We start from the raw sequence: 16,572 nt of genomic DNA, 5'->3' as shown, positions 1-16,572 counted from the left end.
GGGGAAGGCACCATTTCATGGGGTATCCCATGAAATGGTGCGACGGCGGGTCAGCCCTGGCTGAGGTGTTTCTCCAGCGGGGCGCGGAAGCGGGGGGTTACGCGGACGCCGGCTAGCCAGGTGGTCCAGCGGGCCGCCTCGGCCTCGACCAGGTTGACGGTCTCGTGGCCGACGTCCTCCAGTAGCTGGAAGCGGACCTCGCCGGACTCGGGCTGGCCCCAGCCGCCGATGATGCGGCCGTCCGCCCACACCGTCGGGCCCACGTTGCCGGTGTTGTCGAAGAGCTTCGCCTTGTGCTCGCCGAGGTACCAGTCGCGCTCCTTCCACCCCATCGGCGTCGGGTCCAGCGCCGGCAGGAACGCCACCCACGGCTCCACAGCATCCGCAGGCGCCTCGTCACCCGGCAGCACGTATCCCGTCTGCCCGTCCAGGTCCACTGCGACCGCCTCGACCCCGGCCAGCGCCTTCTTCGTCTGCCCAGCCGTCCACCCGGCCCACCACTGCAGATCCGCCGCCGTACCCGGCCCGAACGACGACAACCATGCCCGCGCCAACGTCACCCGCGCCTCGTCCGCCGTGAGCTTGTCGCCAAGTCCGTCTGGCAGCCAGTTCTCTGCTGGCGACCACTGGTGCTGCCCGCTCAGCCACGTCCCCAGCGGCCGCCCGCGCACGATCCGGCCCTCGGCAGCCAGCTGGAACAACACTCGGCTCGTCACATACGGCTGAGCGGCGTACGCCTTGCCCTCCGCCATGCTCAGCCGGCTCCGCAGGCGTGGCTCGTCCGCTGACAGCTCCTGCGCGGTCGCCGACCCCCGCAGCGTCAGCGCGGTCGCCGTCGACTCCTCGACAGCCCGCAACCACTGCCCGGCCGCTTCTACATCGGCAGCGATCCCAGCCTCGGTCAGGTGCTTCACCAGCAACTTCCGCTGCTTCACCGCGATGTCGTCCGTGCACGCCGCCTGAACCACAGGCGCAAACGGAGTCGGTACGACGAACACGGTCCGCCGCATGCCGAGCATCCGGATCAGCGTGCGGTCGTCGTACAGCGCACGCTCCGTGCCCGCGACCTCACTCCCAGGCACCCGCGCAGCCACGGACAGGTGGACCGTGGCGGGGTCGGTGGCGTGCAGGGCGACCAGGGACGCGGCCGCCTCGACCGGATCCGCCGCCCGGCAGTCCGGCCCGAGCCGGTGCCGCCGCCCGATCCGCTTCCGCCGCTCCTCGACCCCGATCCGCACCATGCCATCCCCCAGTCTCACCACGCTTGAGCCCAGCCGATTCTGCCCGCCGCCAGGGTCGGGCCGGTTCCACTGGAGACATCCGGTTTTACCATCACGTTCCGACACCGTTGTCCGCTGAGACGCCCCGCTGGACGTGGGCGATTGCGGGGAACCGGCTAGGCTCCTCGTTATGTACTGGTTCTTGCTCTTCCTCGCGGTGGTGGCGGTGTGGCTGCTCGTCCTCGCCCTGCTCGCGAAGAAGCTGTGGGGCCAGGGCAAGGCGCTGACACGGGAGTTGGTCGCCGCCCAGTCCAAGCTGGACGCAGCGATGTCCACGTCCGGGTCTGGACAGACCCGCGAGGATCAGCGCGCCCCGGCGTAGTATTCGGCCCACGTCCCACGCTTGAGCCACAGATCAAGAAGTTTGTGAAAGGGAGATCGACATGGCACCGCTCCTCGGTATGCCCCAGGGCGCAGAGTGGCTCGTCATCCTCGCGATCGTCGTGCTGCTGTTCGGTTCGGCCAAGTTGCCGGCCCTGGTCAAGCAGCTCGGCAAGTCGAAGAAGATCTGGGAGGAAGAGGTCGGCCCGAAGAAGAAGGACCAGGAGCTGACCGAAGGCACCACCCAGCAGGCCCAGGCTCCGGCCCAGCAGCAGGCGCAGCCCCAGGCCGCCCAGCAGCCGAACCAGGTGAACGGCCAGGCGCCGGGCGACGGCCTGCCGCCGACCCACACGGCCAACTGAGCCGAGCGCCCAGCCTTGACCATGGTGAGGATCGGGCGGCGTAAGGAAAAACCGGAACGCCGCCCGAAGGACGACGAGGGTCGGATGACCCTGCGCGAGCACATCGTCGAGCTTCGCAACCGCTTGCTCATCAGTGTGCTCGCGATCGTGGTCTGCACGATCGCCGCGTGGTTCGTCTACTACAAGGCGCTCGACTTCCTGAAGGAGCCGTTCGACCAGGCGGTCCGGCCGTTCGCGGAGAATCGCGGGCTGAAGCCCCAGCTCACCTTCCAGGGCGTCGGTGATCCACTGACGTTCCGGATCAAGGTGTCGGCGATGCTCGGCCTGGTCCTGGCGGGTCCGATCTGGCTGTACCAGCTCTGGGCCTTCATCGCGCCCGGCCTGCATCGCAACGAGCGCAAGTGGGCTTACATCTTCTCTGGCATCGCCACCCCGCTGTTCGCCGGCGGCGTCGCGGTCGCCTACTGGACTCTGCCGAAGGGCATCCAGATCCTGCTCGGCTTCACCCCCGAAACCGTGCAGAACCTGGTCGAACTGGGCAAGTACCTCGACTTCGTGATCCGGACGATGCTGGTGTTCGGCATCGCGTTCCTGATCCCGCTGGTCGTCGTACTGCTGAACATGCTCGGTATCGTGCCGGCCGCCGCGCTGGCCAAGTTCCGGCCGTACATCATCCTGGTGATCTTCGTCTTCGCCGCGGTCGCGACCCCGTCGGGTGACCCGTTCACGATGTGCCTGCTGGCGATCCCGATGTGCGTGCTGTTCTTCGTCGCCGAAGTGATCTCGCGAATCAACGACAAACGCCGCGCCCGCAAGGCCGAAGAACTCCTGGCCGACTGATGACCCGGAAAATCGCGCTGGTGGTGAATCCCACCAGCGGCCGGGGCCTCGGTGCCCGGGTGGCTCCCGTCGTACGACGGAGGTTCGAGGAAGCCGGGATCACGGCCGACGAGTACACGACGACTTGCGCCGAGGACGTCGGGCGGATCTCCGCGGCCGTGATCGCCTCCGGCGCTGATGCGGTGACGCTGATCGGCGGCGACGGCACGATTCACCTCGGCGCCCAGGTGCTGGCGAAATCGGGGATGCCGTTCGGCGTCATCCCGGCCGGCACCGGCAACGACTTTGCCCGCGGCATCGGCGTACCACTGAAGGATCCGGTCAAGGCGGCGGACCTGATCGTCGCCGGCAACACCCGTTCGGTCGACCTCGCGGTGGCGAAGGACGAGTACATCACCACCATCGTGGCCGGCGGCTTCGACTCCCTGGTGAACAAGCGCGCGAACGCGATGCGCTGGCCGAAGGGCAACGCCCGCTACACCGTCGCCACCCTCGCCGAACTACGCACGTTCAAGCCACTCGAGTACGTCGTCACCGTCGACGGCGAGGTGATCGAGACCAAGGCGATGCTGGTGGCGGTCGGCACCGGACCGACGTACGGCGGCGGGCTGCAGATCTGCGCCGGCGCCGAGATCGACGACGGCCTGCTCGACATCACCATCATCCCGCCGATCTCGCGGCTGACCCTGCTGCAGATGTTCCCGAAGCTGGCCAAGGGCACCCACGTCACTGACCCCAGGCTGCGGATGCTGCGCGGCAAATCGGTCCGGATCGACTCGCCCGGCATCACCGCGTACGCCGACGGCGAGCCGCTCGGACCGCTCCCGGTCGACATCACCATCGCGCCGGGCGCCCTGACCGTTTTCGCCTGAGACGGAACCTTCACACACCGAAGTCTGTTCGTCACGCGTCACAGCTGATAGGAAAGCTTCCTAACAGTTCATCCCCCTCGACGCCCCTCGGAGGAGATCGTGACCAACCGTCCCACCCGTAGAACCACCCTGCTTCTCGGACTGGCCCTCGCAACTGCCCCCGCCACCGCCGGAGCCACGCCGTACGAGCCACGCATGCTGGCGACCGGCCTCGACGATCCCGTGAAGAAGGAGATCGCGATGAAGCTGGTCTCCAGTGCGGAGAACTCGTCGCTGGACTGGAAGGCGCAGTACAAGTACATCGAGGACATCGACGACGGGCGCGGCTACACCGCCGGCATTATCGGCTTCTGCTCCGGCACCGGCGACATGCTCGAACTCGTCGAGCTGTACGCCGACCGCAAGCCCGGCAACGTGCTCGCGAAATACCTACCGGCCCTCCGCCGGGTCAACGGCACCGACTCGCACGCGGGCTTGGATCCGAACTACCCGAGGGACTGGAGGACCGCCGCGGCGGACAGCGTCTTCAAGACCGCCCAGAACGACGAACGCGATCGGGTCTACTTCAACCCCGCCGTGGCTCAGGGCAAGTCCGACGGCATCGGCACCCTCGGTCAGTTCATCTACTACGACGCCATCGTCATGCACGGTCCCGGCACCGACGCGACCAGCTTCGGTGGCATCCGCAGCCGCGCCCTCAGGACGGCCAAGCCGCCGGCGCAGGGCGGTAACCAGGTCACGTATCTCAACGCGTTCCTCGACGCCCGCGTCTGGGCGATGAAGCAGGAGGAAGCCCACAGCGACACCAGCCGCGTCGACACAGCCCAGCGCGTCTTCCTCCGCAACGGCAACCTCAACCTCAACACACCGCTGGACTGGAAGGTGTACGGCGACAGCTACCACCTCGACTAGGACACGGACCGCCAGGCCATCACAATCTCCACCGCTCGCGCCTCCTGAGCGTGGTCGCGGGCCGACGGGGGCGAATGTGATGGCCTGGGCGTCCGGTCACGCCTCGGCCCGGTCCGTGCAGGGATCGACCTCGACGCGCTGGCGGAGCATCGAGAGCATGGCGCCGAGTTGCTCCAGCGTCGCGGCCGGGAGTACCGAGCCGACCCAGTTCTGGAGCTCGGCCTCGACCGTTGGGGCCGCTTCGGCCAGGATGCGCTTGCCTTCCGGCGTCATGGTGACCAGCGACGAGCGCCGGTCGTCCGGGTTCGCCGTACGACGGCATCGGCCGGACGCCTCGAGGCGGTCGACCGCCTTGCTGGTGGCGCCGACCGTGATGGCCGCCCAGTGGGCCATGTCGTAGACCCGGGCCACTCCGTGCTGGTCGAGGAACCGCAGGAACTCGAACTGGCCCAGCGGCAGGTTGTGCTCAGCCTTCAGCCGGGCGTCGATCACGTTGTAGAGCCGCGTTTCGAGCCGGACCAGGTCGGTGAACATGGATGTGAGATCGGTCACAAGCTTCCCTGGAATTAGATTCCTAAGAATGTAGTTATCAGGAAGTACATTCCTTGGAATCTATCATCAGTGAGCTGGAGGACGACGATGACTCAGGAACAACGCGCAACGGCGCGAGCGATGATCACCAAGGGCGACCTCGGCCAGACGGCGGCGGAGCAGCGCGCAGGCTTCGACGAGCTGTTCGCGGACCGTCCACTGGGCGACGACGTCACGCTGACGCCCAGCACGCTGGGGGGCGTTCCGGCCCTGGATGTCCAGGTCGAGGGCGCCGACGGCGACGGGGTGATCTTCTACCTGCACGGCGGCGGATATGTGATCGGCTCGGCCCGTACCGGGGCCAACCTCGCGGCGCCGCTCGCACGTCGTACCGGACTGCCGGCGGTGTCGCTGGACTACCGGCTCGCGCCGGAGAACCCGTTCCCGGCTGCGGTCGACGACGCCTTGGCGGCGTACAAGGAGCTGCTCGGGAGCGGTCGCCCGATCGTGATCGCGGGCGACTCCGCCGGTGGTGGGCTCGCGCTGGCCACCATGCTGGCCGCGCGGCGGGACGGCCTGCCGTTGCCCGCGGCTGCAGTCGTGTTCTCGCCCTGGGCCGATCTGACGCTGTCTGGCGCGAGCCTCGACACCCGCGGGGATTACGACCCGCTGTTCAGTCGTGCCCACATGGAGGAGTACGCCGAGAAGTACCTCGCTGGTCATGACCCGAAGGACGAGCTGGCCAGCCCGCTGCTGGCGGACCTCACCGGTCTGCCGCCGCTGCTGATCCAGGTCGGCTCGGCCGAGGTCCTGCTCGACGACGCGCTCCAGCTCGCGGTCCGCGCCGCGGAACACGAGGTCGATGTCAGCCTGGACGTCGTAGCCGGCGCTCCGCACGTCTACCAGCTGATGGTCGGCCTGATGGACGAAGCCGACACGGCGCTCACCCGGGCCGCCGACTGGCTGACCCAGCGTGGCTTTGGGGGCGGCGTCGCATAGCCTGTCCAGCATGAGCACTCCGTCCGAGAAGTACGCCTCGTTCCGCTCGGACCAGGAGCATCCTGCGGTCAAGGAGTTCCGGGGGCTCTACGAATTCGATCTGGACGAGTTCCAGCTGCGGGCCTGTGCCGCGCTCGAGGACGGCCACCAGGTGCTGGTGGCCGCCCCCACCGGCTCCGGCAAGACGCTGGTCGGCGAGTTCGCCGTACACCTGGCTCTCCAGCGCGGTCAGAAGTGCTTCTACACGACTCCGATCAAGGCGCTCAGCAACCAGAAGTACAGCGACCTGGTCAGCCGGTACGGCGCTGACAGCGTCGGCCTGCTGACCGGCGACAACTCGATCAACTCCGAGGCCCCGATCGTCGTGATGACGACCGAGGTGCTCCGGAACATGCTGTACGCCGGTTCGAACACGCTCCTCGGTCTGTCGTACGTCGTGATGGACGAGGTGCACTACCTGGCCGACCGGGCCCGTGGCGCGGTCTGGGAAGAGGTGCTCATCCACCTCCCGGACTCGGTGAGCGTGGTCTCGTTGTCCGCGACCGTGAGCAACGCGGAGGAGTTCGGCGACTGGCTGGAGACGGTCCGCGGCAACACCGTCGTCGTCCTGGAGGAGAAGCGGCCAGTGCCGCTGTTCCAGCACGTAATGGTCGGCAAACGGCTGCACGACCTGTTCGCCGGAGAGGCGCCGACTGCACGCGTCGGCGCCCCGGTGAAGAACAAGTCCGGCAACCCCGCGAAGGCGGGCACGGCGGACATCAAGGATCTGGTCAATCCGCAGCTGGTCCGGATCGCCCGCGACGACAACCGCATCTTCCGGGACGACTCGCGCAAACCACGCCGTCGCCGCGACCTGCCGAAGACCCGGCCGTCACGCACCCACTTCACGCCGCACCGCTCGGATGTGGTGGAGGAGCTGGACGCCGGCGCGCTGCTGCCGGCGATCTACTTCATCTTCTCGCGCAAGGGCTGCGAGGACGCGATGGTGCAGTGCCTGCGGTCCGGCCTGCGGCTGACCAAGCCGAGCGAGCGCGACGAGATCAAGCGGGTACTCGCGGAACGCACCGCCGACCTGCCGGACGAAGACCTCGGCGTGCTCGGGTACCACGACTTCGCCGAGGCGCTCAGCCGCGGCATCGCGGCGCACCACGCGGGCATGCTGGCGGCCTTCAAGGAGGTCGTCGAGGAGCTGTTCGCGCGCGGCCTGATCAAGGTCGTGTTCGCCACCGAAACACTTGCCCTGGGCATCAACATGCCGGCCCGTACGGTCGTGCTCGAAAAGCTCAGCAAGTGGAACGGCGAGGCGCACGTCGACATCACCCCGGGGGAGTACACGCAGCTCACCGGCCGGGCTGGGCGCCGCGGCATCGACGTCGAGGGCCACGCGGTCGTGCTCTGGCAGCCCGGGTTCGACCCGCGTGCCGTGGCCGGTCTGGCAAGCACCCGTACGTATCCGCTCCGCTCGTCGTTCTCCCCGTCGTACAACATGGCTGTGAACCTGGTCCGTCAGGTCGGGCGTTCGCGCTCCCGGGACATGCTGGAGTTGTCGTTCGCACAGTTCCAGTCCGACCAGGCGGTCGTCGGGCTGGCGCGGCAGGTGCAGCGCAACACCGAGGCGCTCGAGGGCTACAAGGAGTCGATCGAGTGCCACCTCGGCGACTTCCTCGAGTACGCCGATCTGCGCCGGCGGATCGGGGAGCGCGAATCCTCTGGCTCGAAGCGGCGCAAGCTGGACCGCCGGGTCGAGGCGCAGGAGTCGCTGGAGAAGCTGCGGATCGGTGACATCATCCGGATCCCGGCCGGCCGAAGCGCGGGCTGGGCGCTGGTGCTCGACCCGGGGATGCGGTCCGAGCGCGAAGGCCCGCGGCCGACCGTGTTGACGCTGGATCGCCAGGTCCGGAAGCTGTCGATGATCGACTTCCCGACGCCGGTCGAGGCGATCAGCAGCCTGCGCGTGCCGAAGAAGTTCAACCCGCGCAACCCGCAGCAGCGGCGCGAGCTGGCTCAGGTACTGCGCAATCGCACCGACATGCTCGGCGACGACGGGCCGCCGTCACGCCACCGCGATGTCGTCGCCCATGCGGACGACCCGGAACTGCAGGAGATGCGCGCGCAACTGCGGGCGCACCCATGCCACGGCTGCTCGGATCGCGAGGACCACGCCCGTTGGGCCGAGCGGTACTTCCGGCTGGACCGGGAGAACCGCGACGTGCAGCGCAAGATCGAGCAGCGGACGAACACGATCGCCCGCCAGTTCGACCGGGTCTGCCAGGTGCTGGACGCGCTGCACTACCTGGACGGCGACAAGACCACCGAGGCGGGCGACCGCCTCGCGCGGATCTACACCGAGCTCGACCTGGTTGCCGCGGAATGCCTGCGGCAGGGCGTGTTCGACGACCTCACGGTGCCGGAGCTGGCCGCGTGCCTGGCCGCACTGGTGTACGAGGCGCGGTCGAAGGACGAGCCGACGTCACCGCGGCTGCCGCGTGGCGACGTACGTCAGGCTCTGGAGCGGATGGGTTCGATCTGGCGCGATCTGTCCGCGCTGGAACGCGACATGCGGGTCGACTTCCTCCGCTCGATGGATCTCGGGTTCTGCTGGCCGGCCTTCCGCTGGGCCTCCGGTGCGTCGCTGGCCGAGGTGCTCTATGAGTCGGACCTGGCTGCGGGCGACTTCGTCCGTTGGGTCAAGCAGCTCATCGACCTCACCGAACAGGTCGCCGACGCGGCCGGCGACACCCCGCTGCGTCGTACGGCGCGGTCCGTCGTCGACCAGATCCGCCGCGGCGTCATCTCGTACGCGTCGATGGTCGACTAGAACATCAAGGCCCTGAAGTGCGGGTTGTCCACCTGCGCTTCGCCGGCCATTCCCGTCAGTACGGCGCGCATGGCGTCGATGGCCTCGTCGCCGTACTCACGGCGGAGTCTGCGCTCGTAGGACTGGTGGAAGCGACGGGCGGCGGCGAGTGCGGCCTCGCCGCGTGAGGTGAGGTGGAGCAGCCGGGCGCGGGCGTCGGAGGGGTCGAGGCGGCGTTCGACGTAACCGCGGCGTTCCATGTCGTCGACGATCTGGCTCGCACCTTGTTTGGTGATCTCCAGCCGCTCGGCGAGGCCGCTGATGGTGGTCGGGCCGGCGCTGAGCGTGCGCAGGACGAAGCCGTCCGTCCGGCCCTGGTCGTCGTACCCCTGCTCGGCCGTGGCGGCCCGCAGCGCGCGGACGAACTCCTGGTCCGCCAGCAACAACAGAATCCCGAAATCAGGCTTGCCGGATCGCGTCATGTCCTCCATGATAGTCAAGCTGGCTTGGTCAAGTCAGCTTGACTATCTCATCAAAGGGGGAAGGCATGTACGTCATTCACGCCGACGAGGCTCCGAGGTTCCAGCTGGCGCCCGGCGTCGAGTTCACCGGGCTGGCGGCGCCGAGCCGCGGGTCCGCCGGTCTGTGCACGTGGAAGCTCACAGTCGATCCGGGAGTGGGCGGCGGCGAGTCGCACACGATCGACCGGGACGAGGTGTTCATGGTGCTCACCGGGACAGTCCAGATCACGCCGGACGGCGACAAGCTCGGTCCGGGCGACGCGGTCGTCGTACCGGCCGGTGAGCCCATCGCGCTGGCCAACCTCGGCGAGGAGAAAGCCGAGTTGTACGTCGCCATCACCGCGGGCTTCACCGGGACGATGGCCGACGGCACCAAGGTGCAGCCGCCGTGGGCGCAGTGACTGTGATCTCATCCGCATCGGCGGTCGATGAACCGTTGCGGTGACACACTCCGCAGTGCTGCCTACGAAGGAGATCACGTCCGTGGAGATGACCCGCCGGAACCTCGGCAAGCTTGCTGTCGCGACCGGGGCGGTCGCCGCCGTCGGGACCGGCGTTGGAACGACCCTGAGCCGGTCCGCCGATGCGGCCGCGACCTGGAAGACGACCGGCACCGCGGTATCCGCGCTGGCCGGCTTCGACAACCAGATGAAGTCGTTCATGCAGGCACGCGGGATCTCGGCCGGGCAGCTGGCGGTCACCTACAAGGGCCGGCTGGTGCTTGCCCGCGGCTACAGCACCGTCGACACGCTGACGGTCCAGCCGACCTCGCTGTTCCGGGTCGCGAGCCTGTCGAAGTCGATCACCGCGGCGGCGATCATGAAGCTCGTGCAGGACGGCAAGCTGAGCCTGTCCACGCCGGTCACCAAGATCCTCACGATCACGCCGCCGGCCGGCCAGACCCGGGACACGCGCTGGTCGGCGATCACGATCAAGCGGCTGCTGCAGCACCTCGGCGGATGGGACAGCAGTCTGTCCGGCGACCCGGAGTTCATGGACGCCACCATCTCGAAGGCACTCGGCGTGCCGATGGAGCTCAAGCACGCCGATGTGATCAGGTTCCAGGCGGGCCGGAAGCCCAACTACGCGCCGGGCACGAAGGTCGCCTACTCCAACTTCGGCTACCTGCTGGCCGGCCGGGTGATCGAGAAGGTGTCCGGCCTGAGCTACGCGACGTACGTGCAGCAGAAGCTGCTGACCCCGCTGAAGATCAAGCGGATGGCGCTCGGCTGGAGCATCTCCAAGCACACCGGTGAGATGTCGTACGAGTCGCAGTACACCGGCAAGACCGTGCTCAACAACACCGGCGCCACCGTGAAAGCGCCGTACGGCACGTTCAGCATGGGGATCCACGACGCCAACGGTGGCTGGATCGCCAGCGCTCCGGACCTGGTCAAGTGGGCGAAGATGTTCGACGCCGGCTCCAGCGTGCTGAACACGACCTCGCTGAACGCCATCTGGGCGAAGCCCGAGACCGGCATCAGCAACGGCTGGTACTACGGCCTCGGCTGGCAGGTGCGGCCGGTGTCGGGCGGCACCGGGCGCAACACGTGGCACACCGGCAGCCTGCCCGGCACCTCCACCATGCTGGTGCGGACCTCCGGTGGGATGAGCTGGGCGACTCTGTTCAACCGGCGCGACGACGCCAGCGGGAAGTCGTACGGCGACATCGACGCGGCGATGTGGACCGCGGCCAACGGTGTGAAGGCCTGGCCGACTCACGACTACTTCTCGAAGTACTTCTCCTAACAGCGTCTGATCGGCGCGGTGTACGTGGTGTTGCTCGCCGTGGCGACGTAGTAGTCCGTGACGTAGGTGCTGTCGATCAAGCGGTTCCAGACCGACGTCGTACCGACCTTGGTGCCGGCCAGCTGGCAGACGATCCAGGCCAGCGAGCCGATCGGCATCGAGCCGACGACGGAGTACGCCGTACCAGGACCGCTGCGGCGGGACAGGCCATTCACCGTTGTCTGGAAGGGATAGACGCACTTGGGGATCAGAGGGCTGTACGTCGTGTTGGACGGGGTGTCGACGTAGTAGTCGGAGACATAACTCCCGTTGATCAGCCGGTTCCACACCGTGGTGGTCCCGACCTTGGGACCCCACGTCTGGCAGACCACGCTGACCACTGTGCCCCTCGGGTACGACACGACGACCGGGTAGACCGCCGACGGAGTAGTCCGGGCGTTCAGGGTCGCCAACGCCGTGTAGAGGTACCGGACCGTCGCGACCGGGGCGTCGAACCTGTCGCTGTCGATGTTCAGCGTCACTCCGCCGTACGTCTCGTTGTGGTCGCCGCGGTACTGCTTGCCGCGCTGGCCGATCGCCCAATAGGAGTTGGGTACGGTCGGCCAGCCGGTGAGCGAGCTGTTGAGGTCCCAGCGAGCGATCCAGAGTGCGTCGGGCCGCGCGTAGGAGGCGGAGTTGTAGACCGACGCGAGGTGCGGCGCGCCGGAGTTCTGGTGTGCGTAGACGCCGGACAGGTACGACTGCCGGTGCAGCTCACTGGTCCACAACGACAGATAGCGCAGTACGGCGGAACGGCACGTGCTGTTGGTCGCGTCGTAGTGCTCCATGTCGCCGTAGATGGCGCTGCCGGCCAGCAGACCCAGTGCCTTCGCCTTGGCGACGGCATCCGCCACGTCGCGCACCGCGTCGTTGCCGGGAGCGGTTGTCGACATCTTCACAGCGTTCGGCCGGAAGGTGCACGGCGCCTGCCGGCCCATGTAGATGGGGATCAGCCGCCAGCCCATCTTGGTCACCGTCGTGACCCAGCCAGCCGTCAGCTGCGGCTGCGCACAGGTCCGGTTGGGGCCACCGACATAGATCCCGATCGCCTTGTACGGCGAGGCTTTCCACGCCGTCAGCTGCGCGACGGTAGGCGCCGTACACGTATCGAACGCAAACCCGGTGAACCGAGTCGCCGTGCTTCCAGCCGGATAAGTCAACGGCGTCGTCGGCAACGCGAAAGCCTGCATCGAAGGCCCGACGAGCATCACGGCAAGCGCCGTACTGACAATCTTGAGTGCGACTTTGAGCATCGCGACCACCCCCAGGAATCAGTACACGCTCCTGGACGAACGACGGCAAGAGCCCTTACGGGGCGAGGCCTTTGAAGATGATCGCTAGCGTCCGCCGCCGCAGGTCGACCGACCAGCCGCCTTGTTGCGCGGCCTGCGCCGCGGCCGTCAGCAACGCCATCACTTCGTCCACCTGTACGGCGGAACGCACCTCGCCGGCGTCCTTCGCCTGCTCGAGCAACCGGCGCATCTCCTCGGTCAAACCCATCAACGCGTCGCGGATGTCGAGTTGGGGACCGGTGAACGCGGCGACGACGGTCTGGGTCCGGACGGCCTCGTCGACGATCTCGGTCATGAAGTCGAACAAGGTCGACTCGGCCGCCTTCGCGATCAACCGATGCAGCGACTCCTTCATGATCGCGACCAGCAACGCCTGCTTCGTCGGGAAGTGACGGAACACCGTCCCGACCGCGACGCCGGCCCGGATTGCCACCTGCTCGGTGGTCGCCTTCGGACCGTGCTCGGCGAAGGTCTCCGACGCGGCGGCCAGGATCGCGGCCCGGTTGCGCTGGGCGTCGGCGCGCAGTTCCGGTGACACGGCCACCTCCGATCGGATTTGAAACCTGAGTGGCCACTCACTATAGTCGATCGCAACCTGAGTGGAGACTCATCTTTGGAGGTGTGTCATGTCCGAGCTTGGCGCGGTGATCGACCGGATGGGTGCGAGCTGGACCGGTGAGCCGGGAGCGTGGGACGAGTTGCTCGCCGACGACGCGGTGATCGAGGCGCCGTTCGCGGCGGGCGGTCCACAGCGGTGGGTCGGGCGGGAGGAGTGGCTGGCGTTCGCGCTGCCCAGTCGCGCACAGTTCCCGGTGCGGCTCGACCGGTTCACCAAGCTGGCCGTGCACGAGACGCTGGATCCAGAGGTCGCAGTCGTCGAGTACGAGTTGGGTGGTGTTGTGGAGCCAACCGGTCAGCGGTCCACGGCGCGTTTCATCGGGGTGCTGCGGGTCCGGGACGGGCGGATCGCCGCCTGGCGGGAGTACCAGGACACCTACGCCATCCGCCAGGCGTTAAGTTGACCTGAGAGGCCGAGCTGGAGAGGACGTGGCATGCCGGAGATCGTGAAGCGGGAGGAGCGGCCGTACGTCGCGTTGCGGGGGACGGTCGCAATGGACGGGATCGCGGCGTTCGCGGACCGGATGGGCGAGGTGATCGGCTGGCTCGCCGCGCATGAGATCGCGCCGAACGACGCGCCGTTCTTCAAGTACGACGTAGTCGACATGGAGGCGGGTCTGGTGATGGAGATCGGGTTCCCGGTCGACGATCTGCACCACGGTGAGGGCGAGATCGTCACCGGCGTGCTCCCGGCCGGCCGCTACGCCAGCGTGACGCACCACGGCCATCCGGACGGCCTGCTCGGCGCCACCCGTGACCTGCTCGCCTGGGCCGACGAGCAGGGCCTCGAGTGGGATGCCCAGGGCGACAAGTGGGCCGCCCGGCTGGAGGTCTACAAGTCCGACCCACGCGAGGTTCCGGATATGAACGACTGGGAGACCGAGCTGCTCTTCAAACTCAAGGACTGACCAGGTCCGTGCCGAACGTTCTCGCAGGTGTCAGCCGGCTTGACCCTGAGCGGATCCGCCACGTCGCTTCACCAGTGATCGAGCTGGGCTGCGCGCTGCACGTCCTGGCCGAACCACGTCATCACGGTCGTGTGGAGTGGGCAGCGAGCGTGCGGCTGCCTGACTCGCTCCGGCAAGAGCTGGCGCACTGGACGTGGACCGTGCGTGCTGTCCGAGCCCGCTGCTTCGCGACCAGCGCGGCGACGGGCATGCCATCCTGGCAGGACGAGCTGGACGCGTTGCGGTCGCGTAGTCCCGAGGACCTGGCAGCCGATCTGATCCGCCCGATGCGTGGTCGTCCCTCGAAGACCTCGGCGATTGATGCGGACGCCGTACGACGGTGGGCTCGCAGCCGTGGGCCGGTGGTCGGAGAGCTGGTCGAGGCGCTCCTGACCGACCCCGCCGAACCAGTACGACGTTTCCTCGACCTGCTCGACGCCTGTTGGTCGGAGTGGTTCCAGGACGTGTGGGAACAGTCGCGGGACGCGTTGGCCGCGCGTGGCCGGCAGGACAGGGACCTGGCGATTCGCGACGGGATCTCCGCCATGCTCTGCTCGCTGGACGGCTCCGTCGAGGTCCGCGACAAAGACAGCGTGCTGGTGCAGAAGGTGCAGAACAAGCGCATCGACCTGGCCGAGCGGTCGCTGTTGCTTGTCCCCAGCAACTACATCGCTCCGCATCTGTTCCTGGGCGAGGTGCCAGGGGAGCCGCTCACGGTCATCTACCCGGCCGAGGGTCGAGGGAACGCGGTACCGACGGCGCGGCAGGTGCTGAGCCGCCTGGATGCGCTGGCGGCGACGGATCGGTTAAAGATGTGCAGAGCGGTGGCGAGTGAGCCGCGTACTGCCGGCGAGATCGCCGGGCTGTGGGGGCTTCACCCGACGCAGGTCACGCGGCACCTGCGCGCGCTGACCCGGGCGGGCCTGGTGACTGCGGAACGGCAAGGTCGTTTCGTTGCCTACCGGCTGAACGAAGATGCCTTGAGCAACCTTGGCACCGATCTCCTCGATCTGGTGATGCGCTGACGGAATCCGTCAATCCAACCGGTCGACGAGCGGCCGAGCTGTTGGATCGACGGATGTGACAGCATCCCTTCCGCCCGCAGTGCGCCGCCTGATCATCGCGACACTGGTCAACACCTTCGGCAACGGCCTCTACTTCGCGATCGGCGCCCTGTACCTGACCAGGGCGGCCGGCCTGTCCGTCGCCCACGTCGGAGTCGGCCTGACGATCGCCGGCCTGATCGGCCTGGTGACCAGCACCCCACTCGGCACCGTCGCCGACCGCTTCGGCCCGAATCGCACGTACGTCGGCTTCCTGCTCCTCCAGGCGATCACCATGACCGCGCTGACCCAAGTCCGCTCCTTCCTGTTGTACGTCGTCATCGCAGGCATCACGGCAATCGCGGACTCCGGGCAGCGTGGCGCCAAGGGAGCCTTGATCGCAGGACTGTCACCGACTGACCAGCGAGTGCGGACGCGGGCGATCCTCCGGGTCGTGACGAACATCGGAATGGCGGCCGGCATGGGGCTGGCGGGGATCGTGCTCGCGGTCGACCGGCGCGAGGTGTACGTGATCGCGCTCCTCGCGAACGCCGCCACCTTCCTGGTCACAGCCGGGCTGGTCCGGTTCGGCATGCCGGAAGTGGAAAAGGTGCCGTCGGCAACTGGTCCGTCAGCGCTGGCCGCGCTGCGGGACCGGCCGTTCCTGGTGTTCGTCGCGCTGGACGGCGTACTCAGCATGCACGCCGCGATGGCGCAGGTCGCGATCCCGCTCTGGGTGGCGACGGCGACCGATGCGCCGCGTTGGCTGATCTCGGTCCTGATGGTACTGAACTCCGTCGCCGTGGTCCTCCTCCAGATCCGCGTTGCCCGAGGCACCGAACACCTGGCAGGTGCTGCCCGCGCCGGCCGACCGGCCGGTCTCGCGTTGGCGCTGGCTTGCGCCGTACTCGCGCTCACCGACGTCACGTCGGGCGTGATCACCATCGGGCTCCTGCTGGTCGCCGCGTTGGTGCACGTGGTCGGCGAGATGCTTCAGTCTGCAGGCGGCTGGGGCATCAGCTTCGAGCTGGCATCTCCCGGCGCCCAAGGCCAATACCAAGGCGCCTACGCCATGGGCCGCCAGGTCGGTGACCTCACCGCCCCATTGCTGCTCACTACCATCGCCATCTCCTGGGGCTGGCCCGGCTGGCTCCTCACTGCCCTCATCTTCCTCACCGCCGGCACCCTCATCCCGGTGGTCGTCCGCAAACACCCCTCAGCGTCCACCCCCACGCCATCCACACCCCCCACCCCATCAGCCGCCCCCGCCTCGTGAGCGCCCCACCGCGCCTACCCGCGCTCGGCATCAAGCGCCCCCGCCCGCTGCCGGGTTATTTCACCGATGGCCTCATACATCCCGCCATCGATCAAACGTCCCGCTACCGATGCCCTCGGCAACGTCTTAGGAGAAGGAATAAGGACGGAGGAATCCGGCGGGAGCCGGTGCGG

Annotated in this window: 18 protein-coding genes; 13 read left to right on the top strand and 5 right to left on the bottom strand. The window is 67.8% G+C overall.

All coding sequences use genetic code 11. From position 1 onward, the window contains the following. Positions 1-50: 50 nt before the first annotated feature. Positions 51-1,259, bottom strand: a complete 1,209-nt coding sequence (locus EV646_RS28150) for a winged helix DNA-binding domain-containing protein (protein ID WP_241996376.1) — start codon at positions 1,257-1,259, stop codon at positions 51-53. 151 nt (positions 1,260-1,410) lie between these two features. Here EV646_RS28150 and EV646_RS28145 point away from each other — a divergent pair, with 151 nt between their 5' ends. From EV646_RS28145 to EV646_RS28125, 5 genes are all read left to right on the top strand, one after another. Beyond that, on the top strand, positions 1,411-1,602 hold the full coding sequence (locus EV646_RS28145; protein ID WP_132153784.1) for a hypothetical protein: 192 nt from the start codon (positions 1,411-1,413) through the stop codon (positions 1,600-1,602). A gap of 61 nt (positions 1,603-1,663) precedes the next feature. After that, positions 1,664-1,963: a twin-arginine translocase TatA/TatE family subunit gene (locus tag EV646_RS28140; RefSeq protein WP_132153782.1), complete on the top strand. Its 300-nt coding sequence runs from the start codon at positions 1,664-1,666 to the stop codon at positions 1,961-1,963. Between the two features lie 84 nt (positions 1,964-2,047). Continuing rightward, positions 2,048-2,803: a twin-arginine translocase subunit TatC gene (gene tatC, locus EV646_RS28135; RefSeq protein WP_132153780.1), complete on the top strand. Its 756-nt coding sequence runs from the start codon at positions 2,048-2,050 to the stop codon at positions 2,801-2,803. Next, the gene (locus EV646_RS28130) at positions 2,803-3,675 is read left to right on the top strand and encodes a diacylglycerol/lipid kinase family protein (RefSeq protein WP_132153778.1); all 873 of its coding nucleotides are present in this window, start codon (positions 2,803-2,805) and stop codon (positions 3,673-3,675) included. Before tatC ends, EV646_RS28130 begins: the two co-directional genes overlap by 1 nt. A 99-nt stretch (positions 3,676-3,774) precedes the next feature. Then, complete coding sequence (locus tag EV646_RS28125; protein WP_241996375.1) at positions 3,775-4,587, top strand: chitosanase; 813 nt, start codon at positions 3,775-3,777, stop codon at positions 4,585-4,587. Between the two features lie 96 nt (positions 4,588-4,683). On the opposite strand, the gene EV646_RS28120 is transcribed toward EV646_RS28125, so the two are convergent. Beyond that, positions 4,684-5,139, bottom strand: coding sequence for a MarR family winged helix-turn-helix transcriptional regulator (locus tag EV646_RS28120; RefSeq protein ID WP_132153774.1), 456 nt, complete (start codon positions 5,137-5,139; stop codon positions 4,684-4,686). Positions 5,140-5,226: 87 nt separating this feature from the next. Here EV646_RS28120 and EV646_RS28115 point away from each other — a divergent pair, with 87 nt between their 5' ends. Next, a complete protein-coding gene (locus EV646_RS28115; protein ID WP_132153772.1) occupies positions 5,227-6,117 on the top strand; it encodes an alpha/beta hydrolase in 891 nt (296 codons plus the stop codon). Between the two features lie 10 nt (positions 6,118-6,127). After that, complete coding sequence (locus tag EV646_RS28110; RefSeq protein ID WP_132153770.1) at positions 6,128-8,935, top strand: DEAD/DEAH box helicase; 2,808 nt, start codon at positions 6,128-6,130, stop codon at positions 8,933-8,935. Here EV646_RS28110 and EV646_RS28105 read toward each other — a convergent pair. Further along, complete coding sequence (locus EV646_RS28105) at positions 8,932-9,396, bottom strand: MarR family winged helix-turn-helix transcriptional regulator (RefSeq protein ID WP_132153768.1); 465 nt, start codon at positions 9,394-9,396, stop codon at positions 8,932-8,934. The two genes, EV646_RS28110 and EV646_RS28105, sit on opposite strands and share 4 nt — an antisense overlap. 65 nt (positions 9,397-9,461) lie before the next feature. On the opposite strand from EV646_RS28105, the gene EV646_RS28100 reads away from it, so the two are divergent. Both EV646_RS28100 and EV646_RS28095 read left to right on the top strand, forming a co-directional pair. Beyond that, positions 9,462-9,836: a cupin domain-containing protein gene (locus tag EV646_RS28100; RefSeq protein ID WP_132153766.1), complete on the top strand. Its 375-nt coding sequence runs from the start codon at positions 9,462-9,464 to the stop codon at positions 9,834-9,836. 88 nt (positions 9,837-9,924) lie between these two features. Further along, complete coding sequence (locus EV646_RS28095; protein ID WP_132153897.1) at positions 9,925-11,184, top strand: serine hydrolase domain-containing protein; 1,260 nt, start codon at positions 9,925-9,927, stop codon at positions 11,182-11,184. Here the strand turns inward: EV646_RS28095 and EV646_RS28090 are convergent. Further along, positions 11,181-12,476: a glycoside hydrolase domain-containing protein gene (locus EV646_RS28090; protein ID WP_132153764.1), complete on the bottom strand. Its 1,296-nt coding sequence runs from the start codon at positions 12,474-12,476 to the stop codon at positions 11,181-11,183. The two genes, EV646_RS28095 and EV646_RS28090, sit on opposite strands and share 4 nt — an antisense overlap. A gap of 55 nt (positions 12,477-12,531) precedes the next feature. After that, complete coding sequence (locus EV646_RS28085; protein WP_199237236.1) at positions 12,532-13,053, bottom strand: helix-turn-helix domain-containing protein; 522 nt, start codon at positions 13,051-13,053, stop codon at positions 12,532-12,534. An 88-nt stretch (positions 13,054-13,141) separates the two neighbouring features. On the opposite strand from EV646_RS28085, the gene EV646_RS28080 reads away from it, so the two are divergent. Genes EV646_RS28080 through EV646_RS28065 form a run of 4 tightly spaced genes read left to right on the top strand, consistent with a single transcriptional unit; the run spans position 13,142 to position 16,399 of the window. Further along, complete coding sequence (locus tag EV646_RS28080) at positions 13,142-13,537, top strand: nuclear transport factor 2 family protein (protein WP_199237235.1); 396 nt, start codon at positions 13,142-13,144, stop codon at positions 13,535-13,537. A gap of 30 nt (positions 13,538-13,567) precedes the next feature. Beyond that, positions 13,568-14,041, top strand: coding sequence for a GyrI-like domain-containing protein (locus EV646_RS28075; protein ID WP_132153762.1), 474 nt, complete (start codon positions 13,568-13,570; stop codon positions 14,039-14,041). A gap of 8 nt (positions 14,042-14,049) precedes the next feature. Continuing rightward, positions 14,050-15,105 carry an ArsR/SmtB family transcription factor gene (locus EV646_RS28070; protein ID WP_132153760.1) on the top strand — a complete coding sequence of 352 codons (1,056 nt, stop codon included), beginning with the start codon at positions 14,050-14,052 and terminating at the stop codon, positions 15,103-15,105. A 55-nt stretch (positions 15,106-15,160) separates the two neighbouring features. Then, positions 15,161-16,399, top strand: coding sequence for an MFS transporter (locus tag EV646_RS28065; protein WP_132153758.1), 1,239 nt, complete (start codon positions 15,161-15,163; stop codon positions 16,397-16,399). Positions 16,400-16,572 lie beyond the last annotated feature (173 nt).

Origin of the sequence: Kribbella antiqua (genome assembly GCF_004345665.1) — a bacterium.
In the GTDB taxonomy this organism is placed as follows: Bacteria; Actinomycetota; Actinomycetes; order Propionibacteriales; family Kribbellaceae; genus Kribbella; species Kribbella antiqua.
The sequence above is the reverse complement of the archived record's forward strand: the minus strand, read 5'-3'. Positions and strand labels throughout refer to the sequence as shown.